Raw genomic sequence first — 18,152 nt, forward strand, 5'->3', positions numbered from 1 at the left:
CTGCTCCGTTCGGGATGTGGAGGTGTACGGGTGGCCTCCGACGTCGCGGTCAGCCCTTGATGCTGCCGTTGGTGAGGCCCTGCACGATGTACTTCTGCATGGCGACGAAGAAGATGAGCATCGGCAACAGGGCGATCACCGCGACGGCCATGAAGCTTGGCCAGTTCACGGTGAACTGGGACACCGCCTGCGAGGCGAGCAGCACGATGGTGGTCTTCTCCGGGGAACTCAGGAAGATCGTCGGTGAGATGTAGTCGTTCCAGACCCACACCACCTGGAAGACGCCGACGGTGATGAGCACCGGTTGGATGAGCGGCAGCACGATCCTGAAGTAGATCCGCAACGGGCCGGCGCCGTCGATGCGCGGCCTCAAGGATCTCCTTCGGTACCGAGCGCATGTAGCCGAGGATGAGGAAGTAGCAGAACACCGCGCCGGCGGTGTAGATGCAGATCAACCCGTTGAGGCTGTCCACCAGCCCCGCATCCACGATCAGCTGGTACAGCGGGATGATCGTGGTCTGGTACGGGACGAAGAACCCGACCAGCAGCACTGCGCTGATGACGGTGTTGACGCGGCTCGTGCGGTAGATCATCCCGAACGCGGCGAGGGAGCCGATGAGGAGCATGAGCACCACGGACGCCGCGGTCACATAGATCGTGTTGAGGAACGCCTGGGCCACCGGAGAGGTGGCGAAGATGTCCGCGTAGTTCTCGAGGACGATCGAGGTGGGCGGGGCGAGCGGATACAGCGCCATCTGTGCCTGGGTTTTGAACGTGTTGACGATGATGTAGTAGAACGGCAGTCCTACGAGGCAGGCCAGCGGGATCATCACCAGGCCGAGCAGGACGGCCGTACGGTTTTTTCTCATCAAACACTCCTGCCCAACCGGGGCGCGATCTTGAGCTGCAGGACGGCGATGGCGCCCACGGCGAGCATGAACACCACGCCGAGCGCGGACGCCTGGCCGTACTCGGCCTGCCCGATGCCACTGATGATGATCGTGCCGGTGATCGTGTGGGTGGCGAATCCAGGGCCGCCATTGGTCAGTGTCTGGGGCAGCGCGTAGACGTTGAGGCCACCGACCATCAACAGCAACGTGCTGATGGTGGCCGCCGGCATCAGCAGTGGCAGCGTGATGTTGAAGAACCGCTGCCGGGTGCTGGCGCCGTCCAACGCTGCGGCCTCGTAATAGTCGGCCGGGATCGACTGCAGGTAGGCCAGATAGAGGATGGCGTGCCAGCCGGTACTGGTCCAGATCGCCACGACGATCACCGACAGCTGAGCGAGCGACGAGTCGGACAGCCACGGTACGGGCGCCATCGAGAACAACGAGTGCAGCACGGTGTTCAAGGCGCCCGACCCCAGCGGGCTAAGGATGAAGTTCCAGACCAGGCCGAGGATCGCGACACTCGGGATGGCCGGAAAGAAGAAGATCGCGCGAACCAGTCGCCGGCCGACGAACCGCTGGTTGAGCAGTACGGCGAGCGGAATCGCCAAGATCGTGATGACAGCCGTGGTGGCCAGGGTGAAGGTGATCGTGAACACCAGTCCGGACAACAGCGAGGAGTCGGTCAACACCCGCCGGTAGTTGTCCAGGCCCACGAAGTGGATCTCGGGGTTCAGGCCCGACCAGTCGGTGAAGCTGTAGTAGACGGACTCCCCGAACGGTATGCCGATCAGTACCACGAAGACCAGGACGATAGGGATGAAGAACGCCTGCGCTCCGATCCTCTCCCGGAGGCTCTGCCACAACCGGCGAGGGTCCCCGGGCGCGGTCGCGGAGGGACGATCGGTTCTGTGCGGCAAGGTAATCGACGCCATTGTTCTCTCGCTTTCAGTGACGCACGCACCCGCGGTGTGCGGTTCCCGGCGCACAGCCGGAACCGCGCATCCGGGGTTACTTCAGTCCGGCGAACTTGCTGTCCAGCGCCTTGGTGATCGACGCGGCGTCCGCCTGTCCCTGCATCACCTGTTGGACCCGGGAAAGGAACTCCGCGTCCAAGGCGGAGGTGTTGGGGCCGGGCCATGCCTGCCAGGCGCACCAGACCTTGCCGGCCACCACCTCCGGGTACATGGTCTTCAGCGCGGGGTCCAGTTCCGGCGTGTAGTTGTTGGTCGTGGTGATCGAACCGGTCGTGTCGTGGTACATCTGCACACCCTTGGCGCCGGCGAGGAAGTCCACGAACTTCTGGGCGCCCACCGGGTTCTTGGCCCGTGAGTTGACGGCGTAGGGGGGCGAGGCCGCGCCGGCCCAGTAGCTCTCGCCCTCGGTGTCCCCGGGCACCGGCCAGAAGTCGAGGTCGACGCCGGGCATCGCCTTACGCACGGCGCCGACCGCCCAGGAACCGGTGGTGATCATCGCGACCCGCTTGGCCACGAACTCGTTCTGCACCTGGTCGCCCTTGAGCGCGGCCGAGTCCTTGGAGCCGATTCCCTTGGTGTAGAGCTCCGACCAGGTGGTCAGTGGCTGGGTCCAGGCCTGCGAGAAGGTCGTCTTGCGGTCGAAGATGTCCGCGTCGAGGTGTCCGCCGGCCTGGGCGTCCGCCTGACCGATCAGCGCCATGATCGTGGTGGAGATGCCGTCGCCGGGCTCGAGTACGGGCTGGATACCGGCCGCCTTCAGTTTGGTGAAGTCAGCTATCAGCTCGTCCCAGGTCTTCGGCGCCTCGGTGACATTGATCTTCTTGAGGAGGTCCTTGTTGACCAGGAAGCCGCCACCCCAGGTCGCGACCGAGATCCCGTAGACCTTGCCGTTGTAGGTGTTCATCTTGCGTCCGAAGGGCGACTGGGCCTTGTCCGCGGCGGTGCCGGTCAGGTCTTTGACGTATCCTCCACCCGCCTGCTGGGTGTGGTTGCCGAGGATGAACACGTCGGCCGCGGTCTTCGCCAGCAGCCGCTTCTGCAGTGTGTCGATGTACTGCGGCACCGGCGGCGCGTAAGAGAACTTGATGGTGACGCCGGGGTTCTCCGCCTCGAATTCGGCGATGAGCGGCTTCATGGTCTCCTCGTTGTCCCAGGAGAAGAAGGTCACCTCGCCCTTCCCATCGCTGGGGCCCGCCGAGGTGCCACTGGAGGCGGAGGTGCCACTGGAGCCACCGCCGCAGGCGGTCAGGGTAACGAGCAGGCCGGCGGCAGCGGCGGCCAGGAGGGTTGTGCGTGTTCTGCCATCGTTCTTCAGCGGCCGGCGTTGGAGCGACATGGCGATGCCTTTCCGGATTACTTTGATTGGGGGATGCGAAGTGGCTCGGTATCGGGAATCACCAGGGCGATCAGGCCGTCGGCACGGCTGACGAGCCGGGTGTTTCCCGTTAGAGGTAGGCGCGCCGTCGTCGATGAACACGCTCGGCGGTGCCGTCCGTGGTGGGGTACAGGTAGTAGCGGCCGTCGAACACCGCGAGCGCGGGATCGGCGAAGTGACCGGCGAGGCGCGACCGCGGCTCCCCCTGCGAGGCAGGAGGCCGGGGGAGATCTGCGCCTGTGCGTTGGGACATGCGGAGTTCACCCGAGTTTCAAGCTAGACCTCCGGTCACACGAGGGTCTCTCGGCGGGTTTGTATCGTTACATGACATGGATACGAAGCACAACCATCGAACGGTCTTAACATCGCGTTTACCCGATCCCCTACTCGAGCGGCGCGCCCAGGCTACTCTGACCTGGTCATTTACCCTCGCTTGAGGGCGTAGTGGGGCGCATCGCGGCACTCTTGGGATCAAGACAGGCCGCTCACGCGCAGTAGACGAAGCCGAAGAGCGGCGGATCAGCCCTCGGTGGATTCGCGGATCACCGTGGAAAAGGAGCTGCCGGACTCTTCCCGGCTGCGCCGCAGACCGCGCGTCTCGATGGTGGGGATCGACGGCACCAGGAACTCGCCCTCCCTGATGTTATCGAAACCATTGATCTTGACTTGTTCCGGCACCCGGCACCCGGCACCCGGCACCCGGCACCCGGCGTCGGCCAACCCGCGTAGCACCCCATTGCCACGGTGTCGGTCACGCAGGACACCCCGGTCGAAGTCGAGCCCGTCCGCGACCAGCTCGCGCATGCGCTGCGCGCCGGCGGACATGGTGAACTCGTCTACGCACCGCACCAGCACCGGGCCGGGGTGACGAGCGGATCCGAACCCGGGTGCCGCGGATCAGGATCCGGCCGTGGGCCGGTAAGCCGACCGCGAGGATGGAACCCCGTCCGCCCGACACGACAGTCGGGTCATCCGGCTGACCGCCACTCGAGAACGACAGGTGATCGAGCCGCTACAAGACGCGATTACTATCGCGAAAGATCGAGCCCAAGGCCCCATGCCAGGCGTGAAAGAGACCCATGAGCAAGACACCGAACGCTCCCGCGCCGAACGCCCACATGGGTGCTCGGCCCACGTCCGCCCAATGAACGCACAAGACGGTCAGGATGAGTCCCGCCCAACCGGCGATGAGGTTGGTGACGGGAGAGTCGCCGAAGACGGTCGGGTAGTTCTCCTTCGTTATGCCTTTCACGAAGTGCGGGATGCTGTTCGCGCCGATGATGCCCGCGAGGAAAGCAAGAAGCGCCGTCTGTTCCATGCGTCCTGCATATCGTGCCGGGCTCGGCCGAGGGCGACCGTGCACGATCTCTCTACAATCCCTCCCCGCCCGCACCACGTACGTCATAGACCGGTTACTCGCATGGTGATGTTGAGGCGGCCCAAGGTCAGACCGGTGGCGGGGTTTCCGGTGCCTGGATAGACCTTCGGCACGCCGTGGTAGGCGAAGCGTGAAGGGCCGCCGAAGACGAACAGGTCGCCGCTGCCGAGTCGCACGTCGGTGTACGGCTTGCCGCGCGTCTCCGTGTTGCCGAAACGGAACAGGCAGTCGTCGCCGATGCTCAGCGACACCACCGGGGCGGCGGAACGTTCGTCCTTGTCCTGGTGCATGCCCATTTTGGCCTGGCCGTCGTAGAAGTTGATCAGCGCTGTGTCGGGGGTGTAGCCGTCGGCGGGTTCGCCGTACGCCGCTGTCAGGGCGCGGCGCCCCAGGGCGACCATCCAGGCGGGGAAGTCGGCGACCTGGAGGCCGTTCACGTCGCTCGCGACGCGTGTGTACTTGTACGGCTGCCAGTGCCAACCGACGCATACGGTCTGCACCGACATGACGCCACCTCTGGGCAGTACGGTGTGCCGGATCGGGACCGGGCCCGCCGCCCACTCGCGGCACGCGCGTACCAGGTGCTGTTGCTCGTCGAGCGTCAGCCAGCCGGGTGCGTGGACGGCGCCTGGGGCGATCTCGCGCATCGGGAGCGGGATCATGTCGGGTCCCGGTGGATCAGGTTGCGGGTGATTCGCCAGGTGGTGCCGTCGGTGTCCGCTCCGCGCATGCCCTCCAGTGTTCCAGGGGCGGCGAGGGCGACGGCTTGCGCGGTGGAGGCGAAGCCGAACGTACGCCCGGGGTCCCAGTCCGTGCTCTGCCGGAGCCGTTCGCTCATCCGCGCCCAGCCCAGCGGCGCCCCCGCCACCACCCAGGCGTCCGGCGGACCTGCCGCGAACCGCCTGGCCTGACGGAGCCACGACGCCGCCTCCTCCGGCCAGCCGACGACCGCCAGCACGGTGCCCTGCCACGTGTCGCCTTCCCACACGGCGCCTTCCGCTAGGCCGCCTTTCCACGCGCCGTTTTCCCAGGCGTCCGCGAACGCCTCCGCGGAAGGGCCGGCGTCGCGGCCGTGACCGATCACGACGGTCTCCACGCGCGGCCGGGCCGCGGCCAGCAGGCCGAGCAGTCCGGCCAACTCGGCCGCTGTGTGCCCCGCCATCGCCTGTTCGGTCTTCCAGATCTGGTACGCCTGCGGCAAACACACCGCGCACGGCCGGTACCCCGCCGCGATGGCCGTCACCTCATCCGCGAAGAACACCCGCTCCTCCACATACCCCCCACGCGAGATCGCCCGCAGCGCCGACGGGCAGTCCAGTCGCCCGTACAGCCGCGCCCGCCGATGCCCGCCCAGCGTCCCGGGCACCGCGCTGGGGTACGGCCACCCGTCGGCCCCGATCAGCGTGTGCATCAGGCGGCGTCGTGGAAGACGAGGCCCAGCGTGTGCCGCAGTCCCGAGCGGACCGTGCTGACCCCGTGCCGTACCGGCGACGCCGACCATCCCCGCGACGACTTCACGGGCCGGTCCCGGGTGGTGAAGATCAGCCCCCGGCCCTGCGGCAGCAGGGTCACCGTCCCGCGCGACTGGGCCCGTGGCCGCTGCTCCACCAGCAGGAACTCGCCCCCGGTGTAGTCCTCGCCCGGCTGGTCGAGCCCGATGACCACCTGCAGCGGGAACACCAGATCCCCGTACAGGTCGCGGTGCAGGGCGTTCCAGTCACCCTCCTGGTACCGCAGCAGGATGGGTGTCGGCTTGGTCTGCCCGGCTTCGTGGCACATGTCCAGCCACTCGTCGAAGCCGTCCGGCCAGGGCGCGGGCCGGCCCAGCCGGGCGGCCCAGTCGCGGGCGATCGGCAGCAGGTGCGGATAGAACGCCGCCCGCAGCTCCGCCACCAGCGGTGGGAAGGGCTCGCTGAAGTAGCGGTACTGCCCGCGGCCGAACCGATACCGCTCCATGTCGATCGTGGAACGGAACCGGCCGGCCTCGCCGTACAGAGCGGCGATCTCCTTGCAGTCGGCCGGTGAGAGGACCGGCGGCGTCAGCGCGCAGCCGTACGCGTTGACCTCCTCGGCCAGGGCCGTCCAGTCGGCCTGCATGATGTCCTCCATACGTCGGATGAGGTCGGGTGAGGTCAGATGAGCTGTGGCTGCAGCGCGCCCTCGAGCGTGAGCAGCGCGTGCTTGCGCTCGACGCCGCCCGCGTACCCGGTCAGTGAGCCGTTCGCGCCGACGACGCGGTGGCAGGGGCGGACGACGAGCAGCGGGTTCGCGCCGATCGCCGCGCCGACCGCGCGGATGCGGTCGCGTGGCGCGCCGACGCTCGCGGCCAGTTCGCCGTACGTCGTGGTGGTCCCGTACGGTACGGCGGCCACGGCGGCCCAGACCCGCTCCTGGAAGGCCGTGCCGGTGGTCGCGTGATCCAGGTCGAAGGCGCTCCGCCCGCCCGCGAAGTACTCGCGGAACTGGCGCTCGGCCTCGGCGAACGCGCCAGGGTCGCGCCGCCACTCGGGCCGCACGGCACCGCCGAACGCCACGCGGGTCAGCGCGGTGCCGTCGCCTACGAGCAGGATCTCGCCCAGTGGGCTGTCGATCGTGGTGTAGATGCTCATACCTTCTACAACACCGTCGCCACCCGGAAAGTCAGCGGTTTTCGGACCTCTGGGCAGGCCAGTTCGGGGAGACCAGGCCCGCGTCGTAGGCCACGATGACCAGTTGCACGCGGTCGCGGGCGCCGAGCTTGGTGAGCAGGCTGGCCACGTGGGCCTTGGCGGTGCCGGGGCTGATGTGCAGGTGGGCCGCGATCTCGGCGTTGGACAGGCCGCGGCCGACGAGGGTGAGGATCTCGTGTTCGCGTCCGGTGACGCCGTTGAGCTCGCGGTGCCGGGCAGCCGGGGTGCGGGTAGTGAACTCCGCGATGAGGCGGCGGGTGACGCTGGGCGCGAGCAGGGCGTCTCCGGCGGCGACCACGCGGATGGCGGTCAGGATGTCGTCCAGCGCCATGTCCTTGACGAGGAAGCCGGAGGCGCCCGCGCGCAGTGCGCCGTAGACGTTCTCGTCGTCGTCGAACGTGGTCAGGACCAGAACGTGCGTGGGCAGCAGCTCAGCCGTGATCATTTTGGTGGCCGTGATGCCATCCATTCCGGGCATCCGGATGTCCATCAGCACCACGTCAGGGCGCAGCTCTTTGGCCAGTTGTACGGCCTGCCCCCCGGTCCCGGCCTCGTCGACGACCTCCACGTCAGAGGTTCCGTCGATGACCATGCGCAGCCCGGCGCGCACCAGCGGCTGGTCGTCTGCCAGCAGAACACGGATCGTCATGAGATCGGCAGCCTCGCGGCGACCCTGAACCCGCCCTCGGGCCGCGACCCGGCGGTGAAATGCCCGTTCAGCAGCGCCACCCGCTCTCGCATCCCGGCGATGCCGTAGCCTCCGCCCTCGCTCGCGCTGTCCGCGCGCCCGTCGTCGACGATCTCGACGCTCAGTTCTTCACCCGCATAGCCGATCGACACCCGGCAGCGGGCGGCATCCGCGTGCCGTACCACATTGGTCACCGCCTCCTGGACGATGCGGAACGCGGACTGGTCGACGGCGGCGGGCAACGGGCGGCGTTCGCCCTGCCAGCGGACGTCGACCTGGACGCCCGCGGCGATGGCCGTCGACGTGACCCGGTCAAGGTCGGCCAGCCCGGTGGGCGGCGGGTCGGGCCGGCGCAGGACGCCGAGCACCTGCCGTAGCCCTTTCAGGGTTTCCCGGCTGGTGATCTCGATGGCGTCCAGCGCGTCGCGGGCCTGCTCGGGGCGGGTGTCGATCACTCTGCGGCCCGCTCCGGCCTGGATGGCGATGCTGCCGATGCTGTGGGCGACCATGTCGTGCACGTCGCGGGCGATGCGCAGCCGCTCAGCGGTGACCGCGTGGACGCGTACGGCCTCGCCGTACTCGCGCCGCTGCCGGATCGCGGTCCCGGCCAGCCAGGCGAGCAGGACGCTGCCGGCCAGCAGCGCCGTCAGCGCCAGGAACCCGGAGGCGAGGGCGTGCGGCCACAGGGCGGCCTGCCACACCCCTTCCAGTACGGCGAGCGTGACCAGAGCCGCAGTAACCCCGGAGCGGGTGGCCGCGATGACGCAGACCAGGACGTCCGCGGCCAGGAGGAGCGGCCAGAGCTGCTCGGCCGGCATCCCCAGTGCCGTGGCGGCGGTCAGCTCCGCCAGCACGACGGCGAGCACGAGCAGCGGGCCGCGCCGTACCCATGCCAGGGGCAGCGTCATCGCGACCGCGGCGCCCGCGAGCGGCAGCACCTGCGGGTTCGCGTCGTCGCTGCCGCTCAGCAGCGCGGCGAACTGCAGCAGCGCGAAGGCGGCCACCCCACACCACGTGAGCAGTTCCCGCACGAGCGGCGCTAGCCGCTGCAGGAGCGGGGGACGGGGCGGATGGGCGAACACGCCCCTGATCGTAGCCGCCACCCCGTCTGACCAGCATCGGCCTGGAGGCGTATGCCCACAGGCCAGTCTCCCGGCGCGGATTCTGGCCTGCGGCCAGATGTCGTGCGCCACGGCCTCCGGCAGCGTTGAGCGGGTGATCGAAGTCAACCGACTGACCAAACGCTACGGCGGCGTGACGGCCGTGAACGGCCTGACGTTCACCGTACGGCCCGGCCACGTCACCGGGTTCCTCGGCCCGAACGGCGCCGGCAAGAGCACCACGATGCGCATGATTCTCGGCCTGAACCGGCCCACCAGCGGAAGCGCGACCATCGACGGGCGTCCGTTCGCGCGGCGACGTCACGGGCTGCGGCACGTCGGCGCGCTGCTGGACGCGGGTGACGCGCATCCCGGGCGCAGCGCCGCGGCGCACCTGTGGGCACTGGCCCGCGGCAACGGCCTGCCGCGCCGCCGGGTGGCGGAGGTCCTGCGGGAGGTGGGGCTCGAAGGTGTGGCCCGCCGGCGGGTGGGCGGGTTCTCCCTGGGCATGCGCCAGCGGCTCGGCATCGCCACCGCGCTGCTGGGCGACCCGCCCGTGCTGCTGTTCGACGAGCCGGTCAACGGTTTGGACCCCGAGGGGGTGCGCTGGGTGCGGGGCCTGTTCCGGCGCCTGGCCGAGCAGGGACGTACCGTCCTGGTCTCCAGCCATCTGATGAGCGAGATGGAGAACACCGCCGACCACCTCATCGTGATCGGCCGCGGCGAGCTCATCGCTGACGAGAGCCTCACCGAGTTCGCGGCCCGCGGCGCCGGCGCCCGCGTCACCGTACGCACGCCCGACCCGGACGAACTCGCCGCCGTGCTCACTTTCGACGGCGCTTCTGTACGGCGCGACGGTGGCGGGGTGCTCATGGTGACGGGGATGAGCGCCGGCCGTATCGGTGAGCTCGCCTTCGAGCGCCGGATCATGCTGCACGAGCTCGCCCCGCGTGCCGCGTCGCTGGAAGAGGCCTTCATGGAGTCGACCGCCGGCCACGCCGACTACGTCGTGGGCGGCCGCCGATGAGCCTGCTCGGCGCGGAGTGGATCAAGCTGTGGTCACTGCGGTCCATCCGCTGGGTGATCGTGGTCGGCGTGCTGGTGCTGGTCGCGCTCGCCGTTCAGTCCAGCCTCGACGCCTACGCCGAGTGGCCGGCCTTCCGGGCGCGGGAGAAGGCCATGTTCAACCCGATGACGGAGGCCTTCAGCGGGTTCAGCGCGATCGTGGTCATGATCGGCGCGGGGAGCGTGGGAGCGCTGACGGTCGCCGGGGAGTACGCCAGCGGCCTGATCCGCACCACCTTCACCGCTGTCCCGGCCCGTGGTCGCGTCATGGCGGCCAAGGTGGTCGTCGTGGCGGGGGTCATGCTCGCGGTCGGCGCGGTCGTCGCGCTCACCACGTACGGCGTGAGCCAGGTCATCCTGTCCGGCCGCGGCGCCGGGGCCTCGATCGGCGATCCGGGCGTCGTGCGGGTCCTGGTCGCGAACGCCCTGCTCGCGCCCGTGTCGGCGCTGGTCGGCATGGGCATCGGCGCGCTGCTGCGGCACACCGCCGCCACCGTCGTCGCCGTGTGCGGCGTGCTGGTCATCCTGCCCACCCTCTTCAAGCCGACCGTGCACCAGTGGGCCAACGACCTGTACGCGATGTTCCCCTTCTACGCCTGGCGGACCTGCCTGTCCCTCATCCACCCCCGAGACGAAGCCGCCCTGCCCACGATCACCGGGTCATGGATCGCCTTCGCACTCTGGCCGCTCGTCGCGGCGGCCGTGACCCTCGTCGTCGTGCGCCGACGCGACGTGTAACGCCTTAAGAGAGGAAACCCTGTGAAACAGCGCTACATCCGGGCCCGCCTGGCGCTCGTTCTGCCGCTCCTGGTGACGTCCTGTGCGACCACAAGTGCCGCCAGCGCGACGACCACCGCCATCAATCTGGAACTACCTCGTCCTACCGGCCCTTACCCGGTCGGCCGCGACATTCTGCACCTGGTGGACAAGAGCCGCACAGACCCCTGGGTGCCCAAGGACGGCCCCCGGCAGCTGATGGTGTCGATGTACTACCCGGCCCGATCCGCGACCGGTGCGACCGCCCCGTACATGACCGTCGAGGAGGCCCGGTCGCTGCTGGAGCGCAAGGCTCCCGGCGCCACCGTCCCGGCCGAGGCCATCGCCGCCACCCGCACCTACGCCCACACCGGCGCCGATCCCAAGAAGGGCCGATATCCGCTGGTGGTGCTCTCACCCGGCCGCGGCCTGCACCGCGCCAGCCTCACCTTCCTGGCCGAGGACCTGGGCAGTCGTGGGTACGTCGTCGCGCTGGTCGACCACGCCTACGAGTCCTCCGGCACGGCCTTCCCCGACGGCCGTGTCCTCACCTGCGCGCCCCTCTGCGACCAGCCCAGGCCGCCGGAGGGCGGGCAGGCGACCATCACCAAGAGCCGGACCAAGGACATCTCCTTCGTCCTCGACCAGCTCACCGACCGGCACCCGGTCTGGAAGCGGGCCCGCATGATCGCCACCAAGCGGATCGGCATGGCCGGCCACTCCCTCGGCGGCGACGCCGCCGCCGCGACCATGGGGGCCGACAAGCGGGTACAGGCCGGTGCGAACCTGGACGGCACCTTCCACCCCGCCATCCCCGCCGGCAGCCTCGGCAAGCGCCCCTTCCTCCTCGTGGGCAGTCAGGCCGACCACGTCCCCGGCAAGGACGACACCTGGGACGGCAGTTGGCCGAACATCAGCGGCTGGAAGCGCTGGCTCACCGTCGCCGGCACCAGCCACACCAGCTTCACCGACCTGTCCATCCTGGAGAAGGCAGCGGGCATGTCCGAACCCGGCGGCCTCTCCCCGCAGCGCTCCCTGCAGATCACCCGCGCCTATGTCGGCGCCTTCTTCGACCAGCACCTGAAGCACAAGAAGCAACCCCTGCTCGACGGCCCGACCCCGGCCAACCCCGAAGTCGCCTTCCACAACCCCTGACTCGGGCACGGGCGGTTTGGGCGGGAACGGTACGTTACGCGCATGTCTTCCACCCCCCGCCCGGACGACCGCGCCGCGTCCGCCTTTCGGTTCGCCACTGAGCTGGTCGCCTGGGTGGCGGCTCCGTGGGCCCTAGCCCCTCATTCCGTGCTGCTGGCCGTCCTGTCGGTGGTGGTGCTGATCGGGTTGCCGACGCTGTTCTCGACTCCGGGGGACAAGCGGAATGTCATCGTCGCGGTGCCGGGGCCGGTCACGATCGCGCTGGTCGTCTTGCAGGTCGTGGCCGCCGTGGTGGCGGCGTGGGTCGCCTGGCAGGTGTTCGCCGCCGTGCTGGTGTCCGTGCTGGCCGTGGTCACCGTAGTGCTGGAGCTGCCGCGCTGGCGGTGGCTGGTCTCCCGGTGACGTAGACGTTGTATGTCGGTGTTGTATAGCCTTTCTGGAGGTTCTCCCGGGACTCAAGGGGCCCATGAACAGGCTGGCTGACGAGGACTTGGCGCTGCTGCTGCTGATCCGCTCCTTCGAACGGAAACTGCTCGCGCTCTTCGAGCGGGGCGAGCTCAACGGCACCACCCACACCTGCCTCGGGCAGGAGTACGTCCCCGTGTCCCTGCGGCCGCTGCTGCGGGACGGTGACTGGGTGTTCAGCAATCATCGCGGTCACGGTCACTACCTGGCCCGGTTCGAGGACCCCGAAGGGCTGCTCGCCGAGATCATGGGCCGGAAGGGCGCCGTGTGCGACGGGGTGGGGGGCAGCCAGCACCTGCGCCGCGACCGCTACCTGTCGACCGGGGTGCAGGGGCAGAGCCTGCCGGTGGCCACCGGGGTCGCCCTGCACCTGAAGCGGCACGAGCCCGGCGGGCTCGCCTGCGTGTACATCGGTGACGGGACGTGGGGCGAGGGGGCGGTGTACGAGGCGTTGAACCTGGCGCAGCTCTGGCGCCTGCCGCTGCTCGTCGTGGTCGAGCACAACGGCATCGCCCAGTCCACGCCGACGGAGCTCCAGATGGCGGGCACCATCGCCGGGCGGGCGGCCGCCTTCGGGATCGGGCACACGCGGGTGTCGAGCTTGGACATCTCCGAAATAAGGCGAGAGCTCGCGCCTCTGGTGGAGACCGTCAGGGGTGGGGCGCCGTTGGTGGTGGAGTTCGCCACCCACCGTCTCGGCCCGCACAGCAAGGGCGACGACACCCGGCCGCCGGACGCCTTACGCACCGACTGGTACGCCTCCTACCAGGCCGAACACCCCGACCAGTCGGCCCGCCTCGAAGCGGCGGCCCGCTCCCGCATGGACGAGCTCGCCGAAGAAGTGGCCGCCCGGCCCCTGGCCACCTGGGCGACCGCGTGACGGCAAGGGTCGGCGAAGACCTCAACCAGGCCCTGCATGGCCTGCTCGGCGACGACCCCAGCGTGTACGTGCTCGGCGAGGACATCCTTGACCCCTACGGCGGCGCCTTCAAGATCACCCGCGGCCTGTCCACCCGCTTCCCCGACCGGGTCCTGACCACGCCCCTCAGCGAGGGCGCGATCGTCGGCGCCGCCTCCGGCCTCGCGCTGGCGGGGGAGAAGGCCATCGTCGAGATCATGTTCGGCGACTTCGCCACCCTCGCCTTCGACCAGCTCGTGAACTTCGCCGGCAAATCCGTCTCCATGTACGGCCGGCGCGTCCCGATGCCGCTGATCATCCGCTGCCCCTCGGGCGGCAACCGCGGCTACGGCCCCACCCACAGCCAGAACCTCCAGAAGCACTTCATCGGCGTGCCCGGCCTCTCGCTGTTCGAGATGTCGCCCTTCCACGACAACCGCGCCGTCCTCGACCGCATGCTGGCGCTGGCGGAGCCGTGCCTGCTCTTCGAGGACAAGGTCCTCTACACCCGCCGGATGTACGAGGTGGACGAGCTGTTCACCTGGGACCTCGTCGAGGACGTGGCCGTGGTGCGGTTCGACGGCGACCTCGACTACGTGGTGATCGCCCCCGGCGGCGTGGCGCACCGGGCCATCGCCGCCATGCGAACGCTGCTGCTCTCCCACGACCTCGCCGGAGCCGTGCTCATCCCGTCGCGCCTGTACCCCTTCGACCCGACCGCGCTGCTGCCGCTGCTCGGTCGGGTGGGACTGGTCTGCGTGGCGGAGGACGGCAGCGCGGGCGGCACCTGGGGCAGCCACCTGGCCGCCGACCTGCACACCCGGCTGTGGGGTTCGCTCCGCCGACCGATCCGTCTGGTCAGCTCGGCCGACAGCGTGATCCCCACGGCCCCGCACCTGGAGCGTGCCGTGGTGCTGCAGGACAGCACGATCAGCAGGGCCGTACTGGAGGCGCTCGATGGGTGAGATCCGAGTCCCGAAACTGAACAACAACGACTCGGAGTACACGCTGCTGGAGTGGCTGGCGGCGGACGGCGCGCGGGTGGAGCGGGGTGATCCCCTGGTGACGCTGGAGACGTCCAAGGCGGTGGAGGAGCTGGACAGCGAGCAGGACGGGGTGCTGACGCAACTGGCAAGGGTGGGCGCGTCATGCACCCCCGGTCAGCTGATCGCCCGAATTGGCCAGGCACCGGCCGCTCTCCCGGAGCCAATCCCCGCCGCTGACAGTGGGCTGAGTCTTACGGCATCGGTCGCTCTTCCGGAGTCGGTCCCGGCCGCCGACGGCGGGCCGATCATCACGGCGCCGGCCCGCGCGCTGCTGGAGCAACTCGGCCTCGACCCCGCGCTGGTGGCCGGACTGGACGCCAAGGTGGTACGCCGGACCGACGTGGAACGGCTCGCGGCGGCCACCGGCGGCAGCGAGCCCCCCGAAAACGCGGAGAGCGCCACACCTCCCGACGGCGGACAGACCCGCCCGCTGTCCAACCACCAGCGCGCGGTCGGCAGGACCGTGACGCTGTCACACCAGACCATCCCCGCCGGCTACACCGCGATAAAAGTCGACGTAACCCCCGCCCTGGCGACCGCCCGAGCCCTGACCAGACGCCTTCGCAAGCTGGTCGGCCTCCCCGACCTGCTCATCGCCGCCGTCGCCCGGCTGCACGCCGACTTCCCGATGTTCTTCGCCGAACTCATCGACGACAGAACCGCCCGCCTCCCCGACCAACCACGCATAGGCGTGACGATCGACATGGGCACCGGCCTCTACGTGCCGGTGATCCGCGACCGCCTCGCCGTACCGGACATCGCCGAACGCCTGGCCGAATTCCGCGGGCTCGCCCAGCACGGCGGTTTCACCGAGGCCCACCTCACCGGCGGGAACATCGTCGTCACCCTCCACCACGACGCCGACATCATCATGGCCATCCCGATCATCTTCCCCGGCCACGCCTGCGCCATCGCGCTCACCTCACCGCAGCCCGACGGCGAGCGGATGGCAGCGGCGATCGGCCTGGCCTACGACCACCGGCTGATCAACGGCAGGGACGTCGTCCTGTTCCTCCAGGCGCTGAAGGAGACCCTTGAGACTTCGCCCGAGAGCCTGTAGCCCGACCAGGTCGTCCGGAGTGGCGTTGGCGAGCTCTCACAGTCCTGCCTGTCGCACTGGCTCTGCTGCTGCCGGTGCGTCTGCAACCGCAGAAGAAGCAGGGCTGAGAGCCGTAGCAGGGGCAGGGGGAGGCCGTTGCAATGGCAGCCCCCTGCCCCCCTCCGAACGAAGACCTCGCATGGCGCACATCTGGGTCATGGACCGCAGCCTGGACCAGACCGAGGACGGCGACTTTTCCTCCTGCATGGCTCGCCCGCACGGACGTGATCCCCACACTCCCGGCCATCAGCTGGGTGCCGGGCCGGTTCCGGCGCGGCGAGGTGAACGCCCCGCACGGTCCCTCGACGCTGGCGCGGCTGCCGACCGGGATGTTACGCAGGCCGACACTGGTTCCTCGCTCGCCGAAAGCTACTGTCGGATGCCGACCGCCTGGGAGGGGCGAGATCAGCGTGCCGGACTGACGGCAGACAGTACGCTGAATCCAGCGGGATCGGGCCCGCAGCACAGTGTCCGGGAGGTGCTTCATGACGGCCGAGATGATGGCCCCGGCGTGGATGCATGAGCAGATCACGGCGGAGGAGTACGAGTCCTGGTCCGAGGAGCAGTGCGCCGGTATCGAGATCGTGGACGGGATGGTCGTCGTGAGTCCGAGTGCGTCCAAGCGGCACAACCGGCTGGCCCGGATTCTGGCGAACGCCCTGGATGCCGCCTCGGGCCCGGAGTGGAACGCCGACACGGACTTCGACGTCCGGCTTCAGGACGTCCCTCTCACCAATCGCCGCCCGGACGTCGTCGTGTACCGCGCAGACACGATCGACATCACCCCTACCCGCCCTGAGCATGTGCTACTGGTCGCGGAGGTGGTGTCACCAGGCTCGGAGACCACCGACCGGATCGTGAAGGTCGACCAGTACGCCAAGGCAGGCATCGGCTTCTACTGGCGGATCGAGCAGGCCGCAACAGGCGTTCCTCTCGTGTACACCCACATTCTCGACCCCGCGACGATGACCTACCGGGACGGAGACGTGTTCACCGGTGTCCTCAAGGCGGCGGCGCCCTTCCCGGTGGAGATCGACCTCGGTCAGATCTGACCCACGCGCTGCTCAGCAGCCGACAGCGCGTGAGCGATGCGTGAGCGGACAGCCCGATACAGGGCGGCATGAGCCGGATCAAGTGGCTCGCCGTGCGGTTCCGACCAGGGAAACAGCACCGCGCGGCAGCGCCGGGCACTCCCCGGCAAGGACTCGACCCCACTCCTGATGTGGGTGTCTTTGTCGAGTCCTACGGCGAGGCCGCGACGCCCCGTGACCAAGCAGGACACCGCCAGTGCCAGCGCGACCGGGTCGGCACCAGCAACGGACCGACTGAAGCGATCAACGGCTGCCTGGAACACCTACGCGGCTCCGCGCTGGGCTTCCGCAACCTCGCCAACTACATCGCAAGATCACTACTCGAGGCTGGCGGGTTCAGATCACAACTACACACTCAGATCGGATGAGCCCGGAAAGTTTTGAAAGAAATCCGGGAGGCGTGTCGGATCGGGGCGGTGGTGTTCGTAGCAGGGGTGAGGCCGCCGCAAGGCGCGCGCGACCAACGTCCCGCAAGGAGACACCATGACTGCCACGTACACCTTCGACATCTTCTCCACGCTCGACGGCTTCGCCAACCACAACGGTGACTGGGGCGGCTACTGGGGTAAGCAGGGCCCCGAATTCCTCGCTTATCGCGCCGCTGCCTACCGCGACCCGCTGCGCATGGTGCTCGGGGCCAAGACCTACTCGTCGAACGCGCCGTTCCTTGACGCGGGCTTCGACCGCAGCTTGTTCGACGGGTGGATCACCCGCATGTTCGACTCCCCGGTCACGGTGCTCTCCAGCCGGCTGACCGAGCCGCTCAAGTGGCCGGACACGACCATCGAGTCCGGCGATCCTGTCGAGGTGGTCACGCGCCTCAAGGCCGAATCCGATGTGCCGCTGCGCTCCCACGGCAGCCTGACGCTCAACCGGGTGCTGCTGAACGCCGGCCTGATCGACACCATCGAGGTGACGGTCTTCCCAGTGATCTCCGGGACGACCGGCGTGGACCGGATCTTCGACGGTGCGGACGACTTCGACCTCGAGCTGCTCGAGGCCCGAACCTTCGACGGCCACACACAGGTGCTGACCTATCGGCCGACCCGACACAGTTGATCGGCGACGGGGCGGCGTTGAGCCATGCCGGGATCGTCATCCTCGCCACCTGCGTGGTGTATGGCGCTGTGCTCCTGACGTCGACACGTTGACCACCAGCGAAAAACTCTGCACGCCTCAACTCGACGACTCCGCGTGGGGTTGACTCTCTCGTCGCTGACGATGGTCGTGGCCACACGTTAATCGCTCAGGTTCGATTGGCGCTGGTGCCGGTCGCAGGGCGCGACCGCGCTGGGGTTCCGCCTGGAACACCTACGCGGCTCCGCCCTGAGCTTCCGCAACCTCACCGACTATGTCGCCCGGTCACTGCTCGAGACCGGCGGATTCAGATCCCAGTTACACCCTCGATCGTAGACATTCAGCCTGTGCGCGATAAGTGACGGGCGTTCTGGTCTCGTCACATGGTGTGATTTTGATCATCTCGGCCGGGCATGGTGAGATCGT

At 68.8% G+C, this 18,152-nt stretch carries 22 protein-coding genes and 2 pseudogenes; 12 read left to right on the forward strand and 12 right to left on the reverse strand.

Going from position 1 to position 18,152, the window contains the following annotated elements; translation table 11 throughout:
* Positions 1-49: 49 nt before the first annotated feature.
* Positions 50-373, reverse strand: coding sequence for an ABC transporter permease subunit (locus tag AB0F17_RS21820; RefSeq protein ID WP_358025576.1), 324 nt, complete (start codon positions 371-373; stop codon positions 50-52).
* 71 nt (positions 374-444) lie between these two features.
* On the opposite strand from AB0F17_RS21820, the gene AB0F17_RS21825 reads away from it, so the two are divergent.
* The gene (locus AB0F17_RS21825) at positions 445-588 is read left to right on the forward strand and encodes a hypothetical protein (protein WP_358025578.1); all 144 of its coding nucleotides are present in this window, start codon (positions 445-447) and stop codon (positions 586-588) included.
* A 280-nt stretch (positions 589-868) separates the two neighbouring features.
* Here the strand turns inward: AB0F17_RS21825 and AB0F17_RS21830 are convergent, their stop codons facing one another.
* From AB0F17_RS21830 to AB0F17_RS21880, 11 genes are all read right to left on the reverse strand, one after another.
* On the reverse strand, positions 869-1,753 hold the full coding sequence (locus AB0F17_RS21830) for a sugar ABC transporter permease (protein ID WP_358025580.1): 885 nt from the start codon (positions 1,751-1,753) through the stop codon (positions 869-871).
* A 145-nt stretch (positions 1,754-1,898) separates the two neighbouring features.
* A complete protein-coding gene (locus AB0F17_RS21835) occupies positions 1,899-3,200 on the reverse strand; it encodes an extracellular solute-binding protein (protein WP_358025582.1) in 1,302 nt (433 codons plus the stop codon).
* 109 nt (positions 3,201-3,309) lie between these two features.
* A complete protein-coding gene (locus AB0F17_RS21840) occupies positions 3,310-3,492 on the reverse strand; it encodes a hypothetical protein (RefSeq protein ID WP_358025584.1) in 183 nt (60 codons plus the stop codon).
* 266 nt (positions 3,493-3,758) lie between these two features.
* Positions 3,759-4,064, reverse strand: a complete 306-nt coding sequence (locus tag AB0F17_RS21845) for a hypothetical protein (protein WP_358025586.1) — start codon at positions 4,062-4,064, stop codon at positions 3,759-3,761.
* A gap of 187 nt (positions 4,065-4,251) precedes the next feature.
* Positions 4,252-4,557: a hypothetical protein gene (locus tag AB0F17_RS21850; protein ID WP_358025588.1), complete on the reverse strand. Its 306-nt coding sequence runs from the start codon at positions 4,555-4,557 to the stop codon at positions 4,252-4,254.
* Positions 4,558-4,640: 83 nt separating this feature from the next.
* Entirely contained in the window at positions 4,641-5,279 is a 639-nt protein-coding gene (locus tag AB0F17_RS21855; protein ID WP_358025590.1) for an alpha-ketoglutarate-dependent dioxygenase AlkB, read from the reverse strand.
* Complete coding sequence (locus tag AB0F17_RS21860; protein ID WP_358025592.1) at positions 5,276-6,028, reverse strand: Ada metal-binding domain-containing protein; 753 nt, start codon at positions 6,026-6,028, stop codon at positions 5,276-5,278. Before AB0F17_RS21860 ends, AB0F17_RS21855 begins: the two co-directional genes overlap by 4 nt.
* Positions 6,028-6,726: a 2OG-Fe(II) oxygenase gene (locus tag AB0F17_RS21865; RefSeq protein WP_358025594.1), complete on the reverse strand. Its 699-nt coding sequence runs from the start codon at positions 6,724-6,726 to the stop codon at positions 6,028-6,030. The genes AB0F17_RS21860 and AB0F17_RS21865 overlap by 1 nt, the downstream gene beginning before the upstream one ends.
* A 23-nt stretch (positions 6,727-6,749) precedes the next feature.
* The gene (locus AB0F17_RS21870) at positions 6,750-7,226 is read right to left on the reverse strand and encodes a methylated-DNA--[protein]-cysteine S-methyltransferase (protein WP_358025596.1); all 477 of its coding nucleotides are present in this window, start codon (positions 7,224-7,226) and stop codon (positions 6,750-6,752) included.
* Between the two features lie 31 nt (positions 7,227-7,257).
* A complete protein-coding gene (locus AB0F17_RS21875; RefSeq protein WP_358025598.1) occupies positions 7,258-7,935 on the reverse strand; it encodes a response regulator transcription factor in 678 nt (225 codons plus the stop codon).
* Positions 7,932-9,056 carry a sensor histidine kinase gene (locus AB0F17_RS21880; protein WP_358025600.1) on the reverse strand — a complete coding sequence of 375 codons (1,125 nt, stop codon included), beginning with the start codon at positions 9,054-9,056 and terminating at the stop codon, positions 7,932-7,934. Before AB0F17_RS21880 ends, AB0F17_RS21875 begins: the two co-directional genes overlap by 4 nt.
* A 133-nt stretch (positions 9,057-9,189) precedes the next feature.
* Between AB0F17_RS21880 and AB0F17_RS21885 the strand changes: the two genes are divergently transcribed.
* From AB0F17_RS21885 to AB0F17_RS21935, 11 genes and pseudogenes are all read left to right on the forward strand, one after another.
* Positions 9,190-10,101 (forward strand): ATP-binding cassette domain-containing protein, encoded by a 912-nt coding sequence (locus AB0F17_RS21885; protein ID WP_358025602.1) that lies wholly within the window; start codon positions 9,190-9,192, stop codon positions 10,099-10,101.
* Positions 10,098-10,877 (forward strand): hypothetical protein, encoded by a 780-nt coding sequence (locus AB0F17_RS21890; RefSeq protein WP_358025604.1) that lies wholly within the window; start codon positions 10,098-10,100, stop codon positions 10,875-10,877. Before AB0F17_RS21885 ends, AB0F17_RS21890 begins: the two co-directional genes overlap by 4 nt.
* Before the next feature lie 21 nt (positions 10,878-10,898).
* On the forward strand, positions 10,899-12,050 hold the full coding sequence (locus AB0F17_RS21895) for a dienelactone hydrolase family protein (protein ID WP_358025606.1): 1,152 nt from the start codon (positions 10,899-10,901) through the stop codon (positions 12,048-12,050).
* A 42-nt stretch (positions 12,051-12,092) separates the two neighbouring features.
* Complete coding sequence (locus AB0F17_RS21900; protein WP_358025608.1) at positions 12,093-12,452, forward strand: hypothetical protein; 360 nt, start codon at positions 12,093-12,095, stop codon at positions 12,450-12,452.
* A 64-nt stretch (positions 12,453-12,516) separates the two neighbouring features.
* Positions 12,517-13,395: a thiamine pyrophosphate-dependent dehydrogenase E1 component subunit alpha gene (locus tag AB0F17_RS21905; protein ID WP_358025610.1), complete on the forward strand. Its 879-nt coding sequence runs from the start codon at positions 12,517-12,519 to the stop codon at positions 13,393-13,395.
* The gene (locus AB0F17_RS21910) at positions 13,392-14,378 is read left to right on the forward strand and encodes a transketolase C-terminal domain-containing protein (protein WP_358025612.1); all 987 of its coding nucleotides are present in this window, start codon (positions 13,392-13,394) and stop codon (positions 14,376-14,378) included. The genes AB0F17_RS21905 and AB0F17_RS21910 overlap by 4 nt, the downstream gene beginning before the upstream one ends.
* Complete coding sequence (locus tag AB0F17_RS21915) at positions 14,371-15,519, forward strand: 2-oxo acid dehydrogenase subunit E2 (protein WP_358025614.1); 1,149 nt, start codon at positions 14,371-14,373, stop codon at positions 15,517-15,519. Before AB0F17_RS21910 ends, AB0F17_RS21915 begins: the two co-directional genes overlap by 8 nt.
* A 524-nt stretch (positions 15,520-16,043) precedes the next feature.
* Positions 16,044-16,610 (forward strand): Uma2 family endonuclease, encoded by a 567-nt coding sequence (locus AB0F17_RS21920; RefSeq protein ID WP_358025616.1) that lies wholly within the window; start codon positions 16,044-16,046, stop codon positions 16,608-16,610.
* Positions 16,611-16,855: 245 nt separating this feature from the next.
* Positions 16,856-17,017 (forward strand): annotated as a pseudogene (locus tag AB0F17_RS21925) (transposase); the annotation flags it as partial.
* A 115-nt stretch (positions 17,018-17,132) separates the two neighbouring features.
* Positions 17,133-17,708, forward strand: a complete 576-nt coding sequence (locus AB0F17_RS21930) for a dihydrofolate reductase family protein (protein ID WP_358025618.1) — start codon at positions 17,133-17,135, stop codon at positions 17,706-17,708.
* 213 nt (positions 17,709-17,921) lie between these two features.
* Positions 17,922-18,062: pseudogene (locus AB0F17_RS21935) on the forward strand (ISL3 family transposase); the annotation flags it as partial.
* Positions 18,063-18,152: the final 90 nt, after the last annotated feature.

Source organism: Nonomuraea sp. NPDC026600 (genome assembly GCF_040638335.1).
Classification (GTDB): Bacteria; Actinomycetota; Actinomycetes; order Streptosporangiales; family Streptosporangiaceae; genus Nonomuraea.